An 18,532-nucleotide genomic window follows, 5' to 3' on the forward strand; every position below is an offset into this window, starting at 1 on the left:
CGCTAAGCATGAGTGACACGACGGCAACGGAAAAAGACGGTAAGGCGAAAGGCTCCCTGACAGGGCTGCTGGCGGCCGTCGCGGTTCTGACCGTCATCGCTGGCGGTGGCGGCTGGTATCTGGGCGGCATGATTTCCGCCGATCAGCTGGCATCGGCCAAACCTTCCGGCAAGGAAGACAAGCCGAAGCAGGGCGACTTCGAATCGCGTTCCATCGGCACCGTCGTGCCCCTGCAGCCGATCATCACCAATCTCGGCATTCCGCAGAACACCTGGGTGCGTCTCGAAGCCTCGCTGGTGGCAAAGCCGGGCCATGAAATTCCGGCGGCGGTGGCGGCAAGCGTCGGCGATGATTTCCTGAGCTTCCTGCGCAGTGTCAACCTCATGCAATTGCAGGGCGCGGCCGGGCTTGCCTATTTGCGCTCCGATTTGGAAGAACGCGCGCGCCTGCGTTCGGAAGGCGCTGTCGAACGCGTTTTCATTTCGGCACTGGTCGTAGAATGAAAAAACTTCTTGGTCTTGGCGTTCTCCTGACGCTCGTTCTCACCGTTTCCGCACAGGCGCAGCAGCCGCTGACGCTCGACAATCTGCTGCCTGCGGGCAGTGGTGCTGCGAGCGGTCAGATCGTGCAGTTGTTCGGACTTCTGACGGTGCTTTCCATTGCGCCGGGCCTGCTCATCATGGTGACGAGCTTCACGCGTTTTGCCATCGCCTTTTCGCTTTTGCGTTCGGGGCTTGGCCTCCAGACCGCACCTGCCAGCATGGTGATGATCTCGCTTGCCCTGTTTATGACCTTCTATGTCATGGCGCCCGCCTTCGAACGGGCCTGGAACAATGGCGTGCAGCCCCTGATGCGCAATGAAATCACACAGGAAGCTGCATTCGGTGAAATATCGCAGCCTTTCCGTGAATTCATGATGGGGCAGGTGCGGGACAAGGATCTGCGGCTCTTTGAAGATCTCGCCGATCCGTCTTTCCGCACCGGCGATGATGGCATCGTTGATTTCCGCGTGCTGGTTCCAGCCTTCATGATCTCGGAACTGCGGCGCGGTTTTGAAATCGGCTTCCTGATCGTGCTGCCATTTCTGGTGATCGACCTTGTTGTGGCGACGCTCACCATGTCGATGGGTATGATGATGCTGCCGCCGACGGTGATCTCGCTGCCGTTCAAGATTCTGTTCTTCGTGCTGATCGATGGCTGGAATATTCTGGTCGGAAGCCTCATACGATCCTTCTCCTGACCCATTTTGGTACGCTTCGAACCGTGCCAATCAAGTTTCTGCATCGGAATCCGCGAATCCGTTAAATTTCGACTGAATAAATTAGCCTTTATTTAATGTTTGGGTTCTAACTGTCGGCTCATGGTGGGTTTCCGCGCGTTACGCGGCAACAGGCATGATGCCGCTCCACCATGCCGGTAATCCAAAACCCGGCCTGTCCCTCAGATTGTTTTTCCCAAGGGGCAAAAAACTATGGCTAGCATTCTTACAAATTCGTCGGCTCTGACCGCTCTCCAGACGCTTTCCTCGACCAACAAGGCACTGGAATCGACCCAGAACCGTATCTCGACCGGCCTCCGCATTTCGGAAGCTTCGGACAATGCTTCGTACTGGTCCATCGCGACGTCGATGAAGTCCGACAACAAGGCCAACTCGGCTGTTCAGGACGCTCTCGGCCTCGGCGCAGGCAAGGTCGATACCGCTTATTCCGCGATCAACAAGATCCGTGAATCGGTTGACGACATCAAGACCAAGCTTGTTTCGGCTCTGGGTGCAAGCACGGAAGACAAGACCAAGATCGAAACTGAAATCAAGTCGATCGTTTCCAACATCAACTCTGCTCTCAGCAATGCCAATTACGCTGGTTCCAACCTGCTGAACGGCCCGACCGCCGATCTCGACGTTGTTGCTTCGTACAATCGTTCTGGTGCTACCGTCACGGTTGACAAGATCACCGTTGCCGCTGCCGACACCGATGCGAAGACCATGGTCGCTACGATCGTGGGTACGGGTTTCTTCACTTCCGGCTCGGACGACGCTGCTATCGGCACGGCTCTGAACACGGTTGAAACCGCTCTTGCTTCGCTGGCTACCGGCGCAGCGACCCTCGGTGCAGCCAAGTCGCAGATCGACAGCCAGAAGAGCTTCCTGTCGGGTCTTCAGGACTCCATTGAAAAGGGCGTTGGCACGCTCGTAGACGCTGACATGAACAAGGAATCGGCACGTCTGTCGGCTCTGCAGGTTCAGCAGCAGCTCGGCGTTCAGGCTCTGTCGATTGCCAACTCGTCGAACCAGTCGATCCTGTCGCTGTTCCGCGGCTAATCATAACTGAGTAGACAGCAAGGGCGCCGGGTTGCCGGCGCTCGCGAGTTCTCAGGTAAATCAGGGGTTCGCATCCGAACCGACCTGATCGGATCGGATGTCTTTGGGCGGAAAACGGGGCGCGGGATTTATTCCGCGCCCCAATTCTTTGCGCTCATTTCTGTATTAAAGCGTGTCGCGTTTTATCGTACTCTTACGACCCGCTTTAAACTTTTGTTTTTATGCATGTCTTTATCCCATCGTAGCGGGACCAGAAATCAGTCCAGTGGACTGATTCCCCCCCCCGAAGGCGGTTCTCACTTTTGGGAGACATGCATTAGAAAGCGCTTGCTTCATCAGCCGCCACTTTCGCGCAAGCTTCGCGGGCTAGTTTGCATCCATCATTATGGCGGTGGTGTGGATGCAGCAGAATTTCCAGCAATTGATCGAACAGCTCAAGGGTACGCTCGGCAAGCTCGGCGCGCGAAAACTCATCGCGCTCGGACTGGTGGGCGCGGCACTCATGGGCGCGATCCTCTATACGAGCATCTATCTGAGCCGCCCATCCTACGAGACGCTCTATGTCGGCCTTTCGCGTGACGACGTGAACCGCATGGGCCTTGCGCTCGGTGAAGCAGGCATTCCTTTCGACGTGAAGGCTGACGGCTCGTCCATCCTCGTGCCCATCGGCAAGGCTGAAAATGCCCGCATGTATCTGGCTGAAAAGGGCCTGCCGACCTCGAACAATGCCGGTTACGAGCTGTTCGACAATATGGGTTCGCTCGGCCTCACCTCGTTTATGCAGGAAATCACCCGCGTGCGTGCGCTTGAAGGCGAAATCGCCCGAACCATCCAGGCCATTCGTGGTGTGAAAGCCGCGCGCGTTCACATAGTCATGGCAGAAAAAGGCTCGTTCCGTCGCGGCGATCAGAAGCCGTCCGCCTCGGTCGTCATCCGCGCCGAAGGCGGCTTTGCTGCCGAATCCGCACAGTCCATCCGCCAGCTGGTCGCCGCTGCCGTTCCGTCGCTTGATGCTTCCGCCGTCACTGTTCTCGACACCAACGGTCGTCTGCTGGCATCGGCTGGCGAAGCTGCCAATGGCGCAGCCCTCATGACCGCCTCGCTGGAACAGCAGGTTGCAGGCAATGTGGATGACAGCATCCGCAAGGCGCTGGCGCCTTATCTTGGCATCGGCCATTTCCAGACAAGCGTTCAGGCCGTACTCGATACGGACCGCCGCCAGATCAACGAGACGACCTACGATCCTGAATCCCGCGTTGAGCGTTCCGTACGTGTTGTCCGTGAAAGCGGCGATTCCCGCAACAATCGTAACGACAATGCAACCGGTGTGGAACAGAACATTCCGCAGGAAGAAATCCAGAACCGCAACGGCGAAAGCTCGACGGAAAAGACCGACCGCCGCGAGGAACTGACCAATTACGAAATGAACAGCAAGACGGTCTCCACCGTCAGCGATGGCTATGCCGTCAAGCGGTTGTCCATTGCCGTGGTCATCGATCAGGCGCGCCTTCTGGAAACTGCGGGTACCACGCCGCCGCCTGCCAATTTCGTCGATCAGCAGATCACCAAGATCCGCGACCTCGTTGCAACGGCTGCCGGTCTCAATGCGGATCGCGGTGATGTCATCAATGTGACGGCGGTAAACTTCCTCGACCCTGCCGGTGCCGATATGGAGCCGGTCTCCACGCCGTGGACTGATACTGTGCTTCGCCAGAGCGGCTCCTATGTCAATGCGCTTGCAATCCTTGCCGCCGTTGGTCTCCTGATCTGGTTCGGTCTGCGTCCGCTGCTGCGTGACCAGAATGCCAAGCCAACCGGCACGGAAGTGGCCGTCCGCGAAACGAGTGAAGTGGCAATGCCGAATTTCGTCGGCGGTCAGGCGGCTGGTGAAGGCGTGCAGGCTGTCATCGGTGGGCCGGAGGCCTATGCCGATCAGATGAAGACCAGCCTCAGCGATCTTCGCCAGCGCATGCGCATGCCTGCCAAGCTACGTCTGGAGCAGATGATCGACATGGATGAGGAGCGCGTCGCCTCCATTCTCAAGCAGTGGATTCACGAAACCGCCGCCAGCCGCGAAGCCCAACCATTGAGGGAATCGGCCGTAAAGGCTTCGGCCATGCCGGAGCTTGAGGCGGCCTGACGATGAGCGCGCTTTCCCTCAGCCGTTATCTTCCCGACTTTTCGACCCATCATATCGAGGATGAGGCGATCGAGATCATTGCTGCGCCTGCGCCGCAGATGCCGCTGAAAGACACACCCCCGCCGCAGGCAGGCGGCGATGGAGCGAAGCGTCCCGTTTCGGCTGAGAAAGCCGCCGCTGCCGAGCAGGCCGAAGTCGCCGCCATCATCGCCATCGAGGAAGAAAAGCGCCTGGCATTCGAAGCAGGGCGTGAGGACGGCCACCGGGAAGCCCAGGCGCTTTACGAAGCTGAAAAGACGCGGCTTTTGCGCGAGCATGAGGCCGAGATCGAGACATTGCGCGCTGCATTTTCGCGTGAGCAGGCCTTGCTCTTGGCGGGTAGTCTGACCGAAGCGCTGACCGCGCTTGAACGAAACTTTTCCGGTCAGATCGCCGAAATCCTGATGCCTTTGCTGGCGGAAAAGATGGAGCGTGAGGCGGTCGCGGAATTTGCGCGGCGCATTGCGGCACTGGCGCTCGATGGCGAAGCACCGGAAATCTCCGGTCCGGCGCGACTGATTGCACCGCTTCGCGATCATGCGGCTCTGCTGCCGTCAGGTTGCCGGTTTTCAGAAACCGGGGCGGAAGAACTTTCCTTTTCCTTTGGCGACCGGAAGCTTGAAACGCGCATCGCGCCGCTTCTTGAAGAATTGAAGGCTGCGGTTCAATGAGCATTGATCCCGAAACCAAACGTGAGATCATCATTGTTCGCCGGGGCGGGCACGACGACCATGACAGCCATCATGGTGGCGTGTGGAAGATCGCCTATGCCGACTTCATGACTGCAATGATGGCCTTCTTCCTCGTCATGTGGCTCATCAATGCCGCCAATGAGGAAACCAAGGCAGCGGTTGCCAGCTATTTCAACCCCGTCAAGCTGATAGACCGGCATTCAAGCTCCAAGGGCGTGCAGGATGTCGAGGAAAAAGACGGCAAGGTTCGCTATGAGAGCGACCAGAAGATCGAAAACAGCACGAAGGTCATCAACGATACGACGGTTGCGCCGCCAAGCGACCAGGAAGAGCGCCAGCTTTTCCGCGAACCCTATGCGGTCCTCTCGGAACTGGCTCATGAAACCGGTGTTCTGCAGAACCAGTCGGCCAAGGGCGATGGCGGTACCTCGCAATCCGGTCCGGCAACGGGTGCCGAAGGCGGTGAAGCCTATCGCGATCCGTTCAGCCCGGATTACTGGTCGAGCAAAGCTGTCGAAGACCTGACCCCGCCCGATGCTGCGCCTGCCACGCCACCCAAGCCGGAAGCAGCCCAGGCGAAGCCGGAAGAGGCTGCAAAACCCGCGGAAACGCAGGAACAGTTGATTGCCGACCTGAAAAAGGCGGCTGAGGGCGAAGCCGAGAAAGAAGGCGCTGAGGCGAAGAAAGCCGAGCCAATGCCCGATGTGACGGTCGTTCCGGTCGATGGCGGTGTGATGATCCAGCTCACCGACAAGATCGATTATGGCATGTTCACCATCGGCTCGGCCAAGCCGGATGCCCGCGTGGTGCAGATGCTGGAGCGTATAGCGCAGGTGATTTCCCGCCAGCCGGGTGAAGTCATCATCAGTGGGCATACGGATGCGCGCCCGTTCAAGAGCGCGACCTATGATAACTGGCGTCTGTCTTCGGCGCGGGCGCAGATGGCTTATTACATGCTGGTTCGCGGCGGGCTCGATGAAAAGCGTGTGCTGCGCGTTGAAGGCTATGCAGACCGCCAGCCCAAGAACGCCAGCGATCCGAATGCGGCTGAAAACCGCCGCATCGATATTTTCCTGAAATCCGCTCCATGATGCAGCTCGCCATGCGCTCTTTGCTGGCATGTGTTGCAGGCTTCTCCCTGATGGGAGCGGCCTATCCAGTCTTTGCGCAAACGCAGGCACCGGCTGAGACCCGCGCGCTGCCGGTGCTGGAGCCTTACAAGCTCGTGCGTTCGCTGCGCATGCTGCAGGATCAGGTCGTCGCCGGAAAACCGGAAGCAGTGGTGATGCTGAACAAGCTTCTGGGCTTTGTCAGCGCGGATATGGGCCGAGCTTCGAATGACGTCTGGAGCAATCCGGAAAATGTCTACGCGGCGATCATCTATCTCTTCAACGGCGGCAATCCGGAAGCGGTGCGCAAGGTTCTTGCCGACCTCAAGACGGATGCGGTGCCGCCGGAGCTGGTCAAGGGCGCATTGGCCTATGCTTCCGGCCAGACGATCGAAGTCGTGAAGCTTTTCTCGGTGCCGCTTTCGCGTGATGTTCCGGCGGAACTGAAGGCATCCATCGTGCTTGTCACCGCCAGCCAGATGACCGCCTTCGACCCAGCGACGGCCTTGATGCGGCTTGATCAGGTGCGGCTCGATGCGCCGGGCACCTTGTTTGAGGAAGCCGCAATCCGCCGTTCGATGCCGATTGCGGCCAAGCTCGGCGATGCCGACAAGATCAGGCTCCTGTCGCGCAACTATCTCCAGCGCTTTCCGCGTTCGCCCTATATGCGTGATTTCATGGCGCAATTTGTTGATGCTGCGGTGAAACTCAACGACCGTATCGGCAATGCGGAGCTGGCAAAACTGATCGGCTCTGCTGATCCGGTGATGCAATATTCGCTTTATCTGCAAATCGCGCGCGGTGCGCTCGTTGATGGCCAGACGGAACGGGCGCGTTTCATGTCGGCAGAGGCGAAGAAACTTGCTGACAGACTGAAGGCCGACCCTACCCGCGCCAATCTTTATGCGGCGGCAAGCGGTGTGGCTTCGGATTCGGCGGGCAGTGCGCTGCGTGAACTGTCGCAGATTTCACCCGACAAATTGCAGGAGCGTGACCGGAAATTGTTGAAGGCCGCTGAAGCGGTCGGCACGGTGGTTACACGCACTCCAGATGCTTTGCCGCCTGCAAAACCCGCTCTCACCGAACGGGATGTGCCGCCAATGGCAGTGGCGGATTCGCAGGAGCATGAGGCCGTAAAACCTGAGCCGACCCCGGCGGCGGCTAGCATGAAGCCGGTCAAAAACCAGCCGGAAGATGATTTGCAGAAAACGATGGAAGATGCGCGGCGCAAGCTCGCCGAGATCGATGCCTTGCTAGGAAAGACCGTTCAATGAGCATTGATATTTTGCTGAATTCCACAAGCCGACTTGCTTCGCTCGCCCGAAATTCGGGTCCTTCCCAGGCAAAAGCCGAGGGCGAGGCACAGGATAATGCTGACCCGGCAAAATTGTTCAGTTCGCTTCTCGAAAAGCCTCATGGCAAGGTCGAAAAGAAGAGCGACAGCGAAGCCAATGCGGGTTCGGACGAGACAGAGGCGAAGGATGAGGAAGGTTCAAAGCCGGTCGCTCTGTTTGCCCTGCCACAAAATCTCCTTTCTTTGGACGCTTCTTCGCCTGAATTGAAGGGGGAAAATCACAGTTTTTCCACGCCGAATACTGCAAAAAACGACACAAATGCCCCCGATCCGCTTTCTGCCTTACTTAAAGACATCGATCCGAAACAGGTCGAGGGGCAGGGGCGCGAGCTGCAGGCCGATCTGAAGAAGCGTACGCCTGAAACAGTGCCTTCGAAGGCCGCGGCAATCCCAACGGCCAGCACCAAACCGGATCAAGCAATCAATCAGGACGCACCGAAGGCTACCGGCGACAATCAAGCCGAAAACGCTCCAGACGATCTCGCCAGCCTTCTGAAAACTGATAAGGGGTCGGCACAGCAGCAGTCGGGTCAAATGCCTGACAGAACCGATATCCAGCAGCAGCCACCCGCAAAGGGTAACGCGCCTGCAGACATCAAGGCAGCCACCACGCCATCGCAGGCAGCAGCCCGGATAGCCGACATTCAGGTGGTTTCCGAGCGCAGCTTCGGCACGGTCAAGACCTTGCAGATCAGGCTCGATCCGGTTGAGCTTGGAGCGGTGACGGCGCGTATCCGTGTGGCATCGGAAGGTATCGAGGTGCATCTCGTCGCTGAAAAGACCCATGCGGCGGAGGCGCTCGCCGCTGACCGCTCGATGATTGAGAAAGCACTGAAAGCGGCAGGTATCGCAGACGATGCGAAAATTTCAGTGACCGTCGCTGACCGCAACGCGGCGGGTGCGGTGCAGCAGGCGCAGGCATCGCAGAATGCGGGCCAGCAACAGGCGAGTGGCCAGCAACCAGGTCAGCAGCAGGCGTTCAACATGCAGCTAGGCTTCGACGGGCGTAACGGTACTCAGGCACAGGCCAATCTTACGGGTGGTGAGGGCAGGCAGAATGGCGAATCCGGTCAGGCAGGACGTGAGCGTTCAGACATGCAAACCGCTCACGACAACGGGCACGGCATTTCTCGCAATGATGGTCGCAGTCGCGGCCTGGTTGTCTGATAGCAATTCTGCCTACGCCGAAAATATCTGCGAGCGTGAAATGCACCGGGCATCCGCCCGCTACGACGTGCCGCTCGGCATACTCTACGCGGTCGGCCTCACGGAAACCGGTCGCAGGAACTCGCTGCAACCTTATGCAATGAATATTGAAGGCCGCGCCGAATTCATGCCGTCGCAGATGGCGGCGGTGAGACGCTTCGAGCAAGTGCGGGCCGAAGGTGCGAAGCTGGTCGATCTCGGTTGCATGCAGATCAACTACTATTATCACGGCAAGGAATTTCCATCGGTCGCTGCGATGCTGATGCCAAGCCTCAATGTCGATTATGCGGCGCGTTTTCTGCGGCAGCTCCGACAGCGCGAAGGCAACTGGACGATGGCGGTTGCGCGCTATCACGCAGGCCCGAACAACGACCCTGCCCAGAAGCGTTATGTCTGTCGCGTGATGACGAATATGGTCGCCACCGGTTTCGGAAACTGGACGCCACAGGCCCGAAGCTTCTGTTTCGGCTGAACAGGAATCCCTTGGTATTTTACAGGTTGTAACAGAACGTCATCCACATCTGGCTTGACGATGTTCAACTTATGATTGTTGTACCCGATGGGCGCTGAATTAGCACGTAGATTTTTAAGCCCTTGTAAAGAATCGTAAAAGTTCGTGAGCCGTTAACATCTGGTTAAGGTTCTTACGGCTAAAGAGGTAGGCGCATTGCAATCAGTGCGATTCCCATTAAATTAGAATACACTAAATTGCCTCCCAATATATTGTGGGCAACTAATTGCCATTGTTGCTGATTCCTCCTGCCAGTTATTCCTATCGTGCTTGGGCTAACATATTGATTCGGAAGGCGGGCCGATGATTGTTGTCGTAGACGACAGAGAAATAGTGACTGAAGGATACTCTTCCTGGTTCGGTCGCGAAGGCATCACGACAACAGGTTTTACCCCTACCGATTTCGACGAGTGGGTCGAGAGCGTTCCACAACAGGATATTATGGCTGTCGAAGCGTTTCTGATCGGCGAATGTGCGGATCAGCATCGCCTTCCGGCCCGGATTCGTGAACGCTGCAAGGCGCCCGTCATCGCCGTCAACGATCGCCCCTCGCTTGAACATACACTTGAGCTGTTTCAATCCGGGGTTGACGATGTTGTTCGCAAACCGGTGCACGTTCGTGAAATCCTTGCACGCATCAATGCGATCCGCCGCCGCGCAGGCGCGTCAGCTACTTCCAACGACAGCGGCACTGAGCTCGGCCCGATCCGTGTTTTCTCCGATGGTCGTGATCCGCAGATCAATGGCATCGACTTTCCGCTGCCGCGCCGGGAGCGCCGCATCCTGGAATACTTGATCGCCAATCGCGGCCGCCGCCTGAACAAGGCGCAGATTTTCAGTGCGATCTACGGCATCTTCGACAGTGAAGTTGAAGAGAACGTCGTTGAAAGCCATATCAGCAAGTTGCGTAAGAAGCTGCGCGAGCAGATGGGTTTCGATCCGATCGATTCCAAGCGCTTCCTCGGCTACTGCATCAATATCGAGTGATATTGCTGCATTCCATAATCCCCAGTATCGCGATTTCGAGCACATTTGCGGACTTCCGAAATCGCGCCTGTCCCCTCAGTAAAAGCGTAGAAAATCCCGAGGCTACAGTTTCACGCAAGCGTGGTCCATTAGCTTTACCGCGGATGATTGGGTCGGTGTGCCGATTCAGTCGCTCGGTTTTACGAATTCCAGCCCGATAGTTTCGGACTTTGAGCTGGTTGCTACAACTAATCAGGAGCTGCCAATGAGCCTCTACGGTATGATGCGGACCGGTGTTTCGGGAATGAACGCGCAGGCGAACCGCCTGTCGGCGGTCGCTGACAACATCGCGAATGCGAGCACCGTCGGTTACAAGCGTGCGGAAACCCAGTTTTCGTCGCTCGTTCTGCCCAGCACTGGCGGACAGTATAATTCCGGCAGCGTTCTGACTGATGTTCGTTACGGCATTTCCGACCAGGGCGGCATCCGCTCCACATCGTCCACGACAGACCTTGCCATCGACGGCAACGGCTATTTTGTGGTGCAGGGAGCGGACGGCTCGACCTTCCTGACCCGGGCTGGCTCCTTCGTTCCCGACAAGAACGGTAATCTGGTCAACTCAGCCGGCTATTATCTGTTGGGCGCGGGCCCGAACGACCCGGCTGGCGCCCTGACGGTTCCCGGTTTGAACATCATCAACGTCAACAGCGCCGCACTTCCTGCCGAGGCCAGCACGTCGGGCAACTTCACCGTTAATTTGCCGTCTACCGATCAGGTCCCGGCAGCCGGCGAGTTCAATCACAAGACGTCGCTGATTTCCTATAATGACAAGGGAGAGAAGATCACGCTCGACGTCTATTTCACCAAGACCGGTGCGGATGAATGGAGCGTTACGGTCAAGAATGCTGCTGACGATGCAGTGGTCGGTGGTCCGACGACGCTGACATTCGATCCGACAACGGGCGACATGACGTCTGCCGGTGGTATTGCGGTCGATCTTGGACCCTATGGCGGTCAGAACCTCAATCTCAATCTGGGTGCATCCACGCAGCGCGCCGGTGACTACACCATTTCGCAGGCGCAAATTAATGGTCAGGCACCATCTGCGGTCAAGGGCGTGGATGTGGCCAATGACGGTTCGGTCGTCGCCATCTACGAAAACGGCACGCAGAAGGTTCTGGCGCGCATTCCGCTGGCCAATGTGGCAAGCCCTGATCGTATGACGGTTGTGAGCGGCAATGTGTTCCTGCCGAGCGCGGACTCGGGCGATGTCCGCCTCGGTTTCCCACAGAGCGACGGCATGGGCAAGGTCATGTCGGGCACGTTGGAGGAATCCAACGCCGATATCGCGCAGGAACTGACCGACATGATCGAGGCGCAGCGCAGTTATACGGCCAATTCGAAAGTCTTCCAGACCGGTTCTGAACTGATGGACGTGCTGGTCAATCTGAAGAGATAAACTGGACTGTTGCGGGCGAGGGTGAAAAGCCTTTCCCGGAACTAGTGGATTGAATTTGACGTTTGAATCCCGACTGAATGAGATGCTGTTTCAAACGTCAAATTCGAAAAATCCACTAGATACATGAAGTTACTAGTGGTCTTTGCGATTCCGACATTTGCTCGGTGCCTGTATCAGAGAGACGCAAATGTCGGAATCAGACCACTAGCGCTTTGAGAATACGGACCGGTCAGGAAACAGGCACGGTCTACGCACGCAGGGGCAGTTCCGGTATCAGCGGAATTATCAGGGGCTTTCCAGGTGTTTGTTTTAGCCGCATTTCCGGACGCGAGACCGCTTCGCGCTTTTCGGGATTGCACTTGTAGGATGGGGTAAGATGTCGCTTAGTTCTGCTCTTCTGACGGCCAAAAGTTCGCTTGCGGCAACGTCCAAGCAGACCTCCGTTGTCTCTCGCAATATCGCGGGCGCCAACGATCCGGATTATTCCCGGCGCACGGCTTCTCTCGTATCGGGGCCTTACGGTTCCCTTTACGTGGGCATCAGCCGGTCGGCGGATGAGGCCTTGTTCAACAAGTTCATCCAGTCCAACAGTACGGCTTCTTCCTCTTCCATTCTCGCAGGCGGGCTTGACCGCCTTTCGTCGCTTTATTCGGCAGATAATTATTCCGGTTCGCCATCGGCACTGATCGGCGATTTGCGCGATGCACTCCAGACCTTTGCCGCTTCTCCGTCCAACAGCGCGCTTGGCGACAGTGTTGTTTCCACGGCGCAATCGCTTGCCAATGCGCTCAATGCCGGAACCAAGCAGGTTCAGTCGCTGCGCAATGATGCGGACCGTGAAATCGCGGATTCCGTCGCCAACATCAATGATCTTCTCGCCAAGTTCGAAAAGATCAATCAGGAGATCGTCGGCGGTACGCGCGCCAATCGCGATGTCTCCGACTACATGGATCAGCGCGACTCGATCCTGAAGCAGCTTTCCGGCGAGATCGGCATCACCACCATGATGCGCGGCGATAATGACATGGTCATTTTTGCCGAAAACGGCGTGACACTGTTCGAGACCACGGCGCGCGAGGTGAGCTTCGAGCAATCGACTGTGCTGGCGCCGGGTATTGCCGGCAAGGCGGTGCTGGTGGATGGCGTTCCGCTCAACCACGAGACGTTCGACCAGCCTTATGGAACGGGCCGCCTGAGCGGATTGCTGCAGTTGCGTGACCAGATCGCCCCGCAATACCAGATGCAGCTTGATGAGATTGCACGCAATCTGGTGACGATGTTCGCTGAAAGCGACCAGACCGGTGTTGGCGCGGACAAGACGGGCCTGTTCAGCTGGGGCGGATCGCCGGATGTTCCGGGTGCAGGCCTTTCGGCAGGTATTGCAGGCACCATCAAGGTGTCTTCGGTTTTCGTTACATCTGAAGGCGGCAGCTCACTTCTTCTGCGCGACGGTGGGGCCAACGGGCCTGACTACAAATACAATACTGAAGGTGGGGCAGGTTTCAGCGATCGCCTGCGTGCGCTCAACGAAGCATTTTCGGAGCCGATGACCTTTAATTCGGTGGCGGGTCTGGCGACAAACTCCGGCCTGACGGACTATAGCTCATCGTCGATCAGCTGGCTTGAAGGCAAGCGCCAGAAGGCCAACAGCGAATTCTCCTATAATGCGACGGTTGCCGGTCAGGCAGACACAGCCCTCTCCAACGCCAACGGTGTCGATATGGATACCGAAATGGCGCTGCTTCTCGATCTTGAACATTCCTATCAGGCATCGAGCCGGGTGCTGACCACGATCAGCGCAATGCTCGACGATCTTCTCAACGCGGTGTGAGGCCAATGAAAGCGCAATCGATTTCCACCTATGGCGCAACGTCAGCCCTGCGAGCCCTTGTGGCGAAGAACAAGGCCGAGATGTTGAAGGCGCAGCAGGAAGCGACCACGGGAACCGTGTTCGATGTCGGCCTGTCGCTTGGCTCCAAGTCTGGCCAGACCGTATCGTTGCGGAAGGAATATGACCGTCTGACCGTGCTGACAGACATGAACAAGCTGGTGCAGCAGCGCATGAATGCGACGCAGACCGCTGCCGGGACGATCATCGAGAACACGCAGAATTTTCTGGGTGATCTGACTGGCGCCAACAATACCGTTGAAAGCGCTGCCACGATTGCAAAGTCGGCAAAATCCATTCTCAACTCTGTCACCGGTCTGCTCAACACCAGCTATAACGGCGAATATATCTTCGCCGGTGTGAACACCGATGTGAAGCCGGTTGCCGACTATACCGAAGGCAGCGCTGCGCAGACAGCAGTGCGACAGGCGTTTCAGACGCATTTCGGCTTTGCTATCGATGATCCGCAGGTGGCGAACATCACCGGCGATGAAATGAAGGCCTTTCTGGACGGTGATTTCGCCGAAGAGTTCAACGATGCCAACTGGGCCGCAAACTGGTCGGATGCATCGGACACGGTGATCAAGAGCCGTATTTCGCCGACAGAAACGGCGGATACATCCATCTCGGCCAATGCCGACGGTTTCCGCAAGACCATCATGTCGGCGGTTATGGTGGCTGAATTTGCAACCATCGGCCTCAACAACTCCGCTTTCAATGCCCTGACTGAAAAGGCGATGCAGACCACGACGACTGCAATCACCGAAACGACGTCGCAACAGACGACGCTTGGTCTCGCCCAGTCGCGCACCGAAGCCGCGACGACGCGCATTTCGGCGCAGCAAAAGATCCTGAACCAGTCCGTTCTCAATCTCGAAGAAGTCGATCCTTATGAAGCGGCGACACGCGTCAACGCTCTGAAGACACAGATCGAAACGTCCTATTCGCTGACGGTTCAGCTGCAGAATATGAGCCTGCTCAACTATCTCAGATAGTTGAGATGAATTGAGGACGGACGCAGCATGATGCGAGCCCGTCCGAACTGATAGACGGAGAAACCATGTATCAGATGCGCTACGAAGATGTCATGAATGACGATATGGCGAGCGCCAAGGAACGAGAACGGGCATTGTTCGACCGTTCCATCGCAATGCTTGAGGCGGCGAAGGCAAATGGCAACGGCTCGCGTGAGGCAATTGACGCTACCTATTTCACGACGAAGCTCTGGACTACGATCATCGACGATCTGGGGTCGGAGGAAAATGTGCTGCCGAAGGAACTGAAGGCCGCGATCATTTCCGTCGGTATTTTCGTGCTGAAGGAGATCGAACGCATCCGCCAGGGCGAAAGCAACGATTACGCCACGCTGATCGAGATCACGCAGTCGATCCGGGACGGGCTTTGAAATGACCCCAAACAGAAAACCGGCCATTCGCCTTTCGCTACGCGCGGGTGAGCGGATCTTCATCAACGGCGCTGTATTGAGAGCCGACCGCAAGGTTTCGCTCGAACTGCTGAACGATGCGACCTTTCTTCTGGAAAATCATGTTCTCCAGCCGGAAGACACGACGACACCACTGCGTCAGCTTTATTTCGCAGCGCAGATGATGCTGATCGAACCGGCCATGCGGGAACAGGCCCACACCACTTTCACGCAGATGCTGAAGGGCATGTTTTCGACGTTCAAGGATGCGGAAATCCTGAACGCGCTGAAGCTGGTCGATGAGCTGGTGCATAACGGGCGCGTTTTCGAGGCGCTCAAGACAATTCGCGCGCAATACCCACGCGAGGCCGAACTGATGGGCCATGAAAGCCCGGCTTTGCCTGTGGCTGCAACCCGGAAATCTGCGGAGGCAAACCCATGACCACGACACCGCCGATTGGCACGAATACGACGAATAACAACACGACGAACAACAGCAATTCCGCGGCCAACAAGGCGAGCGTCGATTATAATTCCTTCCTGAAGCTTCTGGTAACCCAGATGCAGAATCAGGATCCGACGCAGCCCATGGACGCGACGCAATATGTTTCTCAGCTTGCGACTTTCTCCAATGTCGAGCAGGCTGTTCAAATGAACAGCAAGCTTGAAACGCTGATCGCCAATACGTCGCTGACGCAGGCCGAAGGCTGGATCGGCCGCACGCTGACCAATGCCGATGGCAGCATATCGGGCGTCGTGAAATCCGTCACTATTCAGTCCAACGGCATGCTGGCCGAGCTGGAAGACGGCAAGACGCTTATGATCGGCGCAGGCGTCAAGATCAGCTAGGAACCGACGCGGTGAACGAAGCCGACGCGCTTGATATAGTCAATTCTGCGATCTGGACCGTGCTTATGGCAAGCGGCCCGGCGGTGCTTGCCGCCATGCTTGCAGGTATCGGCATCGCGCTTTTCCAGGCACTGACGCAGATTCAGGAAATGACGCTAACTTTCGTGCCGAAGATCATCGTCATTTTCGTCGTGCTGGCCCTGACCGCGCCGTTCGTCGGTGCGCAGATCAATTCCTTCACGCTGCTGGCCTATTCCCGCATAGAAAAAGGTTTTTAGACCACAGCCTTCGCGCAAGCTTCGCAAGCTAAGGTCCGCTTCGTAACAGGAGACGGATGTGCAGCAGGCAGCAGCTAAACCCTTGATGAAAAGCGGACTTCTGACCGGCAGCGATATGGGGCTGGCGGTTGGAATCATCATCATCCTGACAGTGCTCTTCCTGCCTGTTCCGGCTGTCGTGCTGGACATCGGTCTGGCATTTTCGATCGCCTTCTCGGTGCTGATTCTGATGGTTGCGCTCTGGATTCAGCGCCCACTCGACTTTTCCGCCTTTCCGACGGTACTGCTGATCGCCACCATGATGCGATTGTCGCTGAATATTGCGACGACGCGCGTGATTCTCACTCACGGCAATGAAGGCTATCTCGCCGCCGGTCATGTGATTCATGGCTTTTCGCAATTCGTGATGGGCGGCGACTTCGTCATCGGTCTGGTCGTCTTCTGTATTCTCATCATCGTCAACTTCCTCGTCATCACCAAGGGCGCGACGCGTATCGCGGAAGTGGGCGCGCGCTTCACCCTCGACGCCATCCCCGGCAAGCAGATGGCCATTGATGCCGATCTCTCCTCCGGCCTGATCGATGAAAAGGAAGCGCAGCGCCGCCGTCGCGAGCTGGAAGAGGAAAGCTCCTTCTTCGGTTCCATGGACGGTGCTTCGAAATTCGTGCGCGGTGATGCGATTGCAGGTCTCATCATCACCGCCGTCAATATTTTCGGCGGCATTATCATCGGCGCCACGCGCCACGACATGGATATTGCACACGCAGCTGATGTCTTCACCAAGCTGTCGGTCGGCGATGGTCTGGTCACACAGATTCCGGCCCTGATTGTCTCGCTCGCCGCCGGTCTTCTGGTGTCGAAGGGCGGCACGCGCGGTTCCGCCGATCAGGCGATCTTCGGCCAGCTTGGCGCTTATCCGAAGGCACTGCTGGTTGCGGCGATGCTGCTCTTCGTCCTCGGCATCATGCCAGGCCTGCCAGCCTTCCCGTTCTTCATGCTCGGCGGCGCAATGGCCTTCATCGGTATTGCCGTACCCCGTCGACAAGCGCGCCAGCGCGAGGCGGAAGCCAACGAGGCCGGCAAGAAGCAGCGTGAAGCGGAAGAGCAGGAGCGCAATTCCGTCAAGGCGTCGCTCGAAACCAACCAGATCGAGCTTTGCCTCGGCAAGCAGCTTTCCGCCCGCCTGATTGCATCGCAGCAGGAGCTGGCGCACCGCGTCAACAAGATGCGCCGCAAGTTCGCTCAGGAATACGGTTTCGTTATCCCTGAAATCAAGGTCACAGACGATATCGCGCTTCCGCCGAAAAGCTATCGCATCAAGATACATGGCACGGCTGTCGCCAGCCACGAGTTGCGCGTCGGTGAAACGCTTGTCGTGCTTGGCGACCGTCCGATTCCATCCATTCCGGGTGAGGAAGTACGCGAACCGGCCTTCGGCATGCGCGCCTATTCCGTGCCGGAAACCTTTGCGTCCGATCTCCGCCGCGATGGCTATATGACCGTGGATAATCTCTCAGTCCTGCTGACACATTTGAGCGAAATCGTCCGCAACAATCTGGCCCAGCTTCTTTCCTACAAGGATATGCGCATTCTGCTGGACCGTCTCGGCTCTGAATATCGCAAGCTTCTGGAAGATATCTGCCCGACGCATATTTCCTATTCGGGCCTGCAGGCGGTGCTGAAGCTGCTGCTCGCCGAACGCATTTCCATCCGCAACCTGCATCTGATCCTTGAAGCCATTGCGGAAATCGCGCCGCTCATTCGCCGCCCGGAAATGATCGTGGAACATGTCCGCATGCGCATGGCGCAGCAGATTTGCGGCGATCTTTCCGACAATGGCGTGCTGAACGTTCTGCGTCTCGGCAATCGTTGGGACCTGGTTTTCCACCAGAGCCTCAAGCGTGACGCCAAGGGTGAAATCGTCGAATTCGACATTGATCCGCGCCTGCTGGAACAGTTCGGCACGGAGGCCTCCACCGTCATTCGCAAGCATTTCGACAATGGCGAACGTTTCGTGCTGGTTTCGTCACCGGAAGCGCGGCCATACATTCGCATGATTATCGAGCGTCTGTTCGCCACCCTGCCGGTGCTCTCCCATGTGGAAATTGCCCGTGGTGTGGAGGTGAAATCGCTTGGCGCAATTTCATAGTCAACGACCGATCGATCCCTTGATCCTTCGAGACGGTTCCCTTCGCTCTGCTCAGGGCACCTCCTCAGGATGAGGAAAAAGTTTTGGCGTCCACACCCCTCATCCTGATGAGCCATGCCGAGTGTCGAGGCTTGGCGCCTCGAAGGGCG

General features: G+C 57.3%; 18 protein-coding genes. All 18 read left to right on the forward strand.

Translation table 11 applies throughout. From position 1 onward, the window contains the following. Positions 1-8: 8 nt before the first annotated feature. Positions 9-503: a flagellar basal body-associated FliL family protein gene (locus AAE521_RS08845; RefSeq protein ID WP_010660735.1), complete on the forward strand. Its 495-nt coding sequence runs from the start codon at positions 9-11 to the stop codon at positions 501-503. Then, the gene (gene fliP, locus AAE521_RS08850) at positions 500-1,240 is read left to right on the forward strand and encodes a flagellar type III secretion system pore protein FliP (protein ID WP_342061091.1); all 741 of its coding nucleotides are present in this window, start codon (positions 500-502) and stop codon (positions 1,238-1,240) included. Before AAE521_RS08845 ends, fliP begins: the two co-directional genes overlap by 4 nt. Before the next feature lie 231 nt (positions 1,241-1,471). Further along, positions 1,472-2,320, forward strand: a complete 849-nt coding sequence (locus AAE521_RS08855) for a flagellin N-terminal helical domain-containing protein (protein ID WP_010660737.1) — start codon at positions 1,472-1,474, stop codon at positions 2,318-2,320. Between the two features lie 385 nt (positions 2,321-2,705). Then, entirely contained in the window at positions 2,706-4,460 is a 1,755-nt protein-coding gene (gene fliF / locus AAE521_RS08860) for a flagellar basal-body MS-ring/collar protein FliF (protein WP_010660738.1), read from the forward strand. Between the two features lie 2 nt (positions 4,461-4,462). Next, a complete protein-coding gene (locus tag AAE521_RS08865; RefSeq protein WP_029929842.1) occupies positions 4,463-5,170 on the forward strand; it encodes a hypothetical protein in 708 nt (235 codons plus the stop codon). After that, a complete protein-coding gene (locus AAE521_RS08870) occupies positions 5,167-6,282 on the forward strand; it encodes a flagellar motor protein MotB (RefSeq protein WP_342061092.1) in 1,116 nt (371 codons plus the stop codon). The genes AAE521_RS08865 and AAE521_RS08870 overlap by 4 nt, the downstream gene beginning before the upstream one ends. Before the next feature lie 50 nt (positions 6,283-6,332). Further along, complete coding sequence (locus AAE521_RS08875) at positions 6,333-7,574, forward strand: chemotaxis protein (RefSeq protein WP_374864444.1); 1,242 nt, start codon at positions 6,333-6,335, stop codon at positions 7,572-7,574. Continuing rightward, positions 7,571-8,821, forward strand: a complete 1,251-nt coding sequence (locus tag AAE521_RS08880; RefSeq protein ID WP_342061094.1) for a flagellar hook-length control protein FliK — start codon at positions 7,571-7,573, stop codon at positions 8,819-8,821. Before AAE521_RS08875 ends, AAE521_RS08880 begins: the two co-directional genes overlap by 4 nt. Beyond that, positions 8,790-9,332: a transglycosylase SLT domain-containing protein gene (locus tag AAE521_RS08885; protein ID WP_342061095.1), complete on the forward strand. Its 543-nt coding sequence runs from the start codon at positions 8,790-8,792 to the stop codon at positions 9,330-9,332. The genes AAE521_RS08880 and AAE521_RS08885 overlap by 32 nt, the downstream gene beginning before the upstream one ends. A 342-nt stretch (positions 9,333-9,674) precedes the next feature. Further along, positions 9,675-10,358 carry a flagellar transcriptional regulator FtcR gene (ftcR, locus tag AAE521_RS08890; protein ID WP_342061096.1) on the forward strand — a complete coding sequence of 228 codons (684 nt, stop codon included), beginning with the start codon at positions 9,675-9,677 and terminating at the stop codon, positions 10,356-10,358. 244 nt (positions 10,359-10,602) lie between these two features. Further along, on the forward strand, positions 10,603-11,796 hold the full coding sequence (locus tag AAE521_RS08895) for a flagellar hook protein FlgE (RefSeq protein ID WP_342061097.1): 1,194 nt from the start codon (positions 10,603-10,605) through the stop codon (positions 11,794-11,796). 376 nt (positions 11,797-12,172) lie between these two features. Then, positions 12,173-13,627: a flagellar hook-associated protein FlgK gene (gene flgK, locus AAE521_RS08900; RefSeq protein ID WP_342061098.1), complete on the forward strand. Its 1,455-nt coding sequence runs from the start codon at positions 12,173-12,175 to the stop codon at positions 13,625-13,627. Between the two features lie 5 nt (positions 13,628-13,632). After that, positions 13,633-14,679: a flagellar hook-associated family protein gene (locus AAE521_RS08905; protein WP_342061099.1), complete on the forward strand. Its 1,047-nt coding sequence runs from the start codon at positions 13,633-13,635 to the stop codon at positions 14,677-14,679. A gap of 65 nt (positions 14,680-14,744) precedes the next feature. Continuing rightward, positions 14,745-15,089 (forward strand): flagellar biosynthesis regulator FlaF, encoded by a 345-nt coding sequence (flaF, locus tag AAE521_RS08910; protein ID WP_071630563.1) that lies wholly within the window; start codon positions 14,745-14,747, stop codon positions 15,087-15,089. 1 nt (position 15,090) lies between these two features. Continuing rightward, positions 15,091-15,549, forward strand: coding sequence for a flagellar biosynthesis repressor FlbT (flbT, locus tag AAE521_RS08915; protein ID WP_342061100.1), 459 nt, complete (start codon positions 15,091-15,093; stop codon positions 15,547-15,549). Next, a complete protein-coding gene (gene flgD, locus AAE521_RS08920) occupies positions 15,546-15,956 on the forward strand; it encodes a flagellar hook assembly protein FlgD (protein ID WP_010660750.1) in 411 nt (136 codons plus the stop codon). Before flbT ends, flgD begins: the two co-directional genes overlap by 4 nt. 11 nt (positions 15,957-15,967) lie before the next feature. Then, positions 15,968-16,234 carry a flagellar biosynthesis protein FliQ gene (fliQ, locus tag AAE521_RS08925; protein ID WP_006469393.1) on the forward strand — a complete coding sequence of 89 codons (267 nt, stop codon included), beginning with the start codon at positions 15,968-15,970 and terminating at the stop codon, positions 16,232-16,234. Positions 16,235-16,319: 85 nt separating this feature from the next. Next, positions 16,320-18,383, forward strand: coding sequence for a flagellar biosynthesis protein FlhA (gene flhA / locus AAE521_RS08930; protein ID WP_206044273.1), 2,064 nt, complete (start codon positions 16,320-16,322; stop codon positions 18,381-18,383). The last annotated feature ends 149 nt before the right edge of the window (positions 18,384-18,532 follow it).

The organism is Brucella cytisi (assembly GCF_038433355.1).
Classification (GTDB): domain Bacteria; phylum Pseudomonadota; class Alphaproteobacteria; order Rhizobiales; family Rhizobiaceae; genus Brucella; species Brucella cytisi.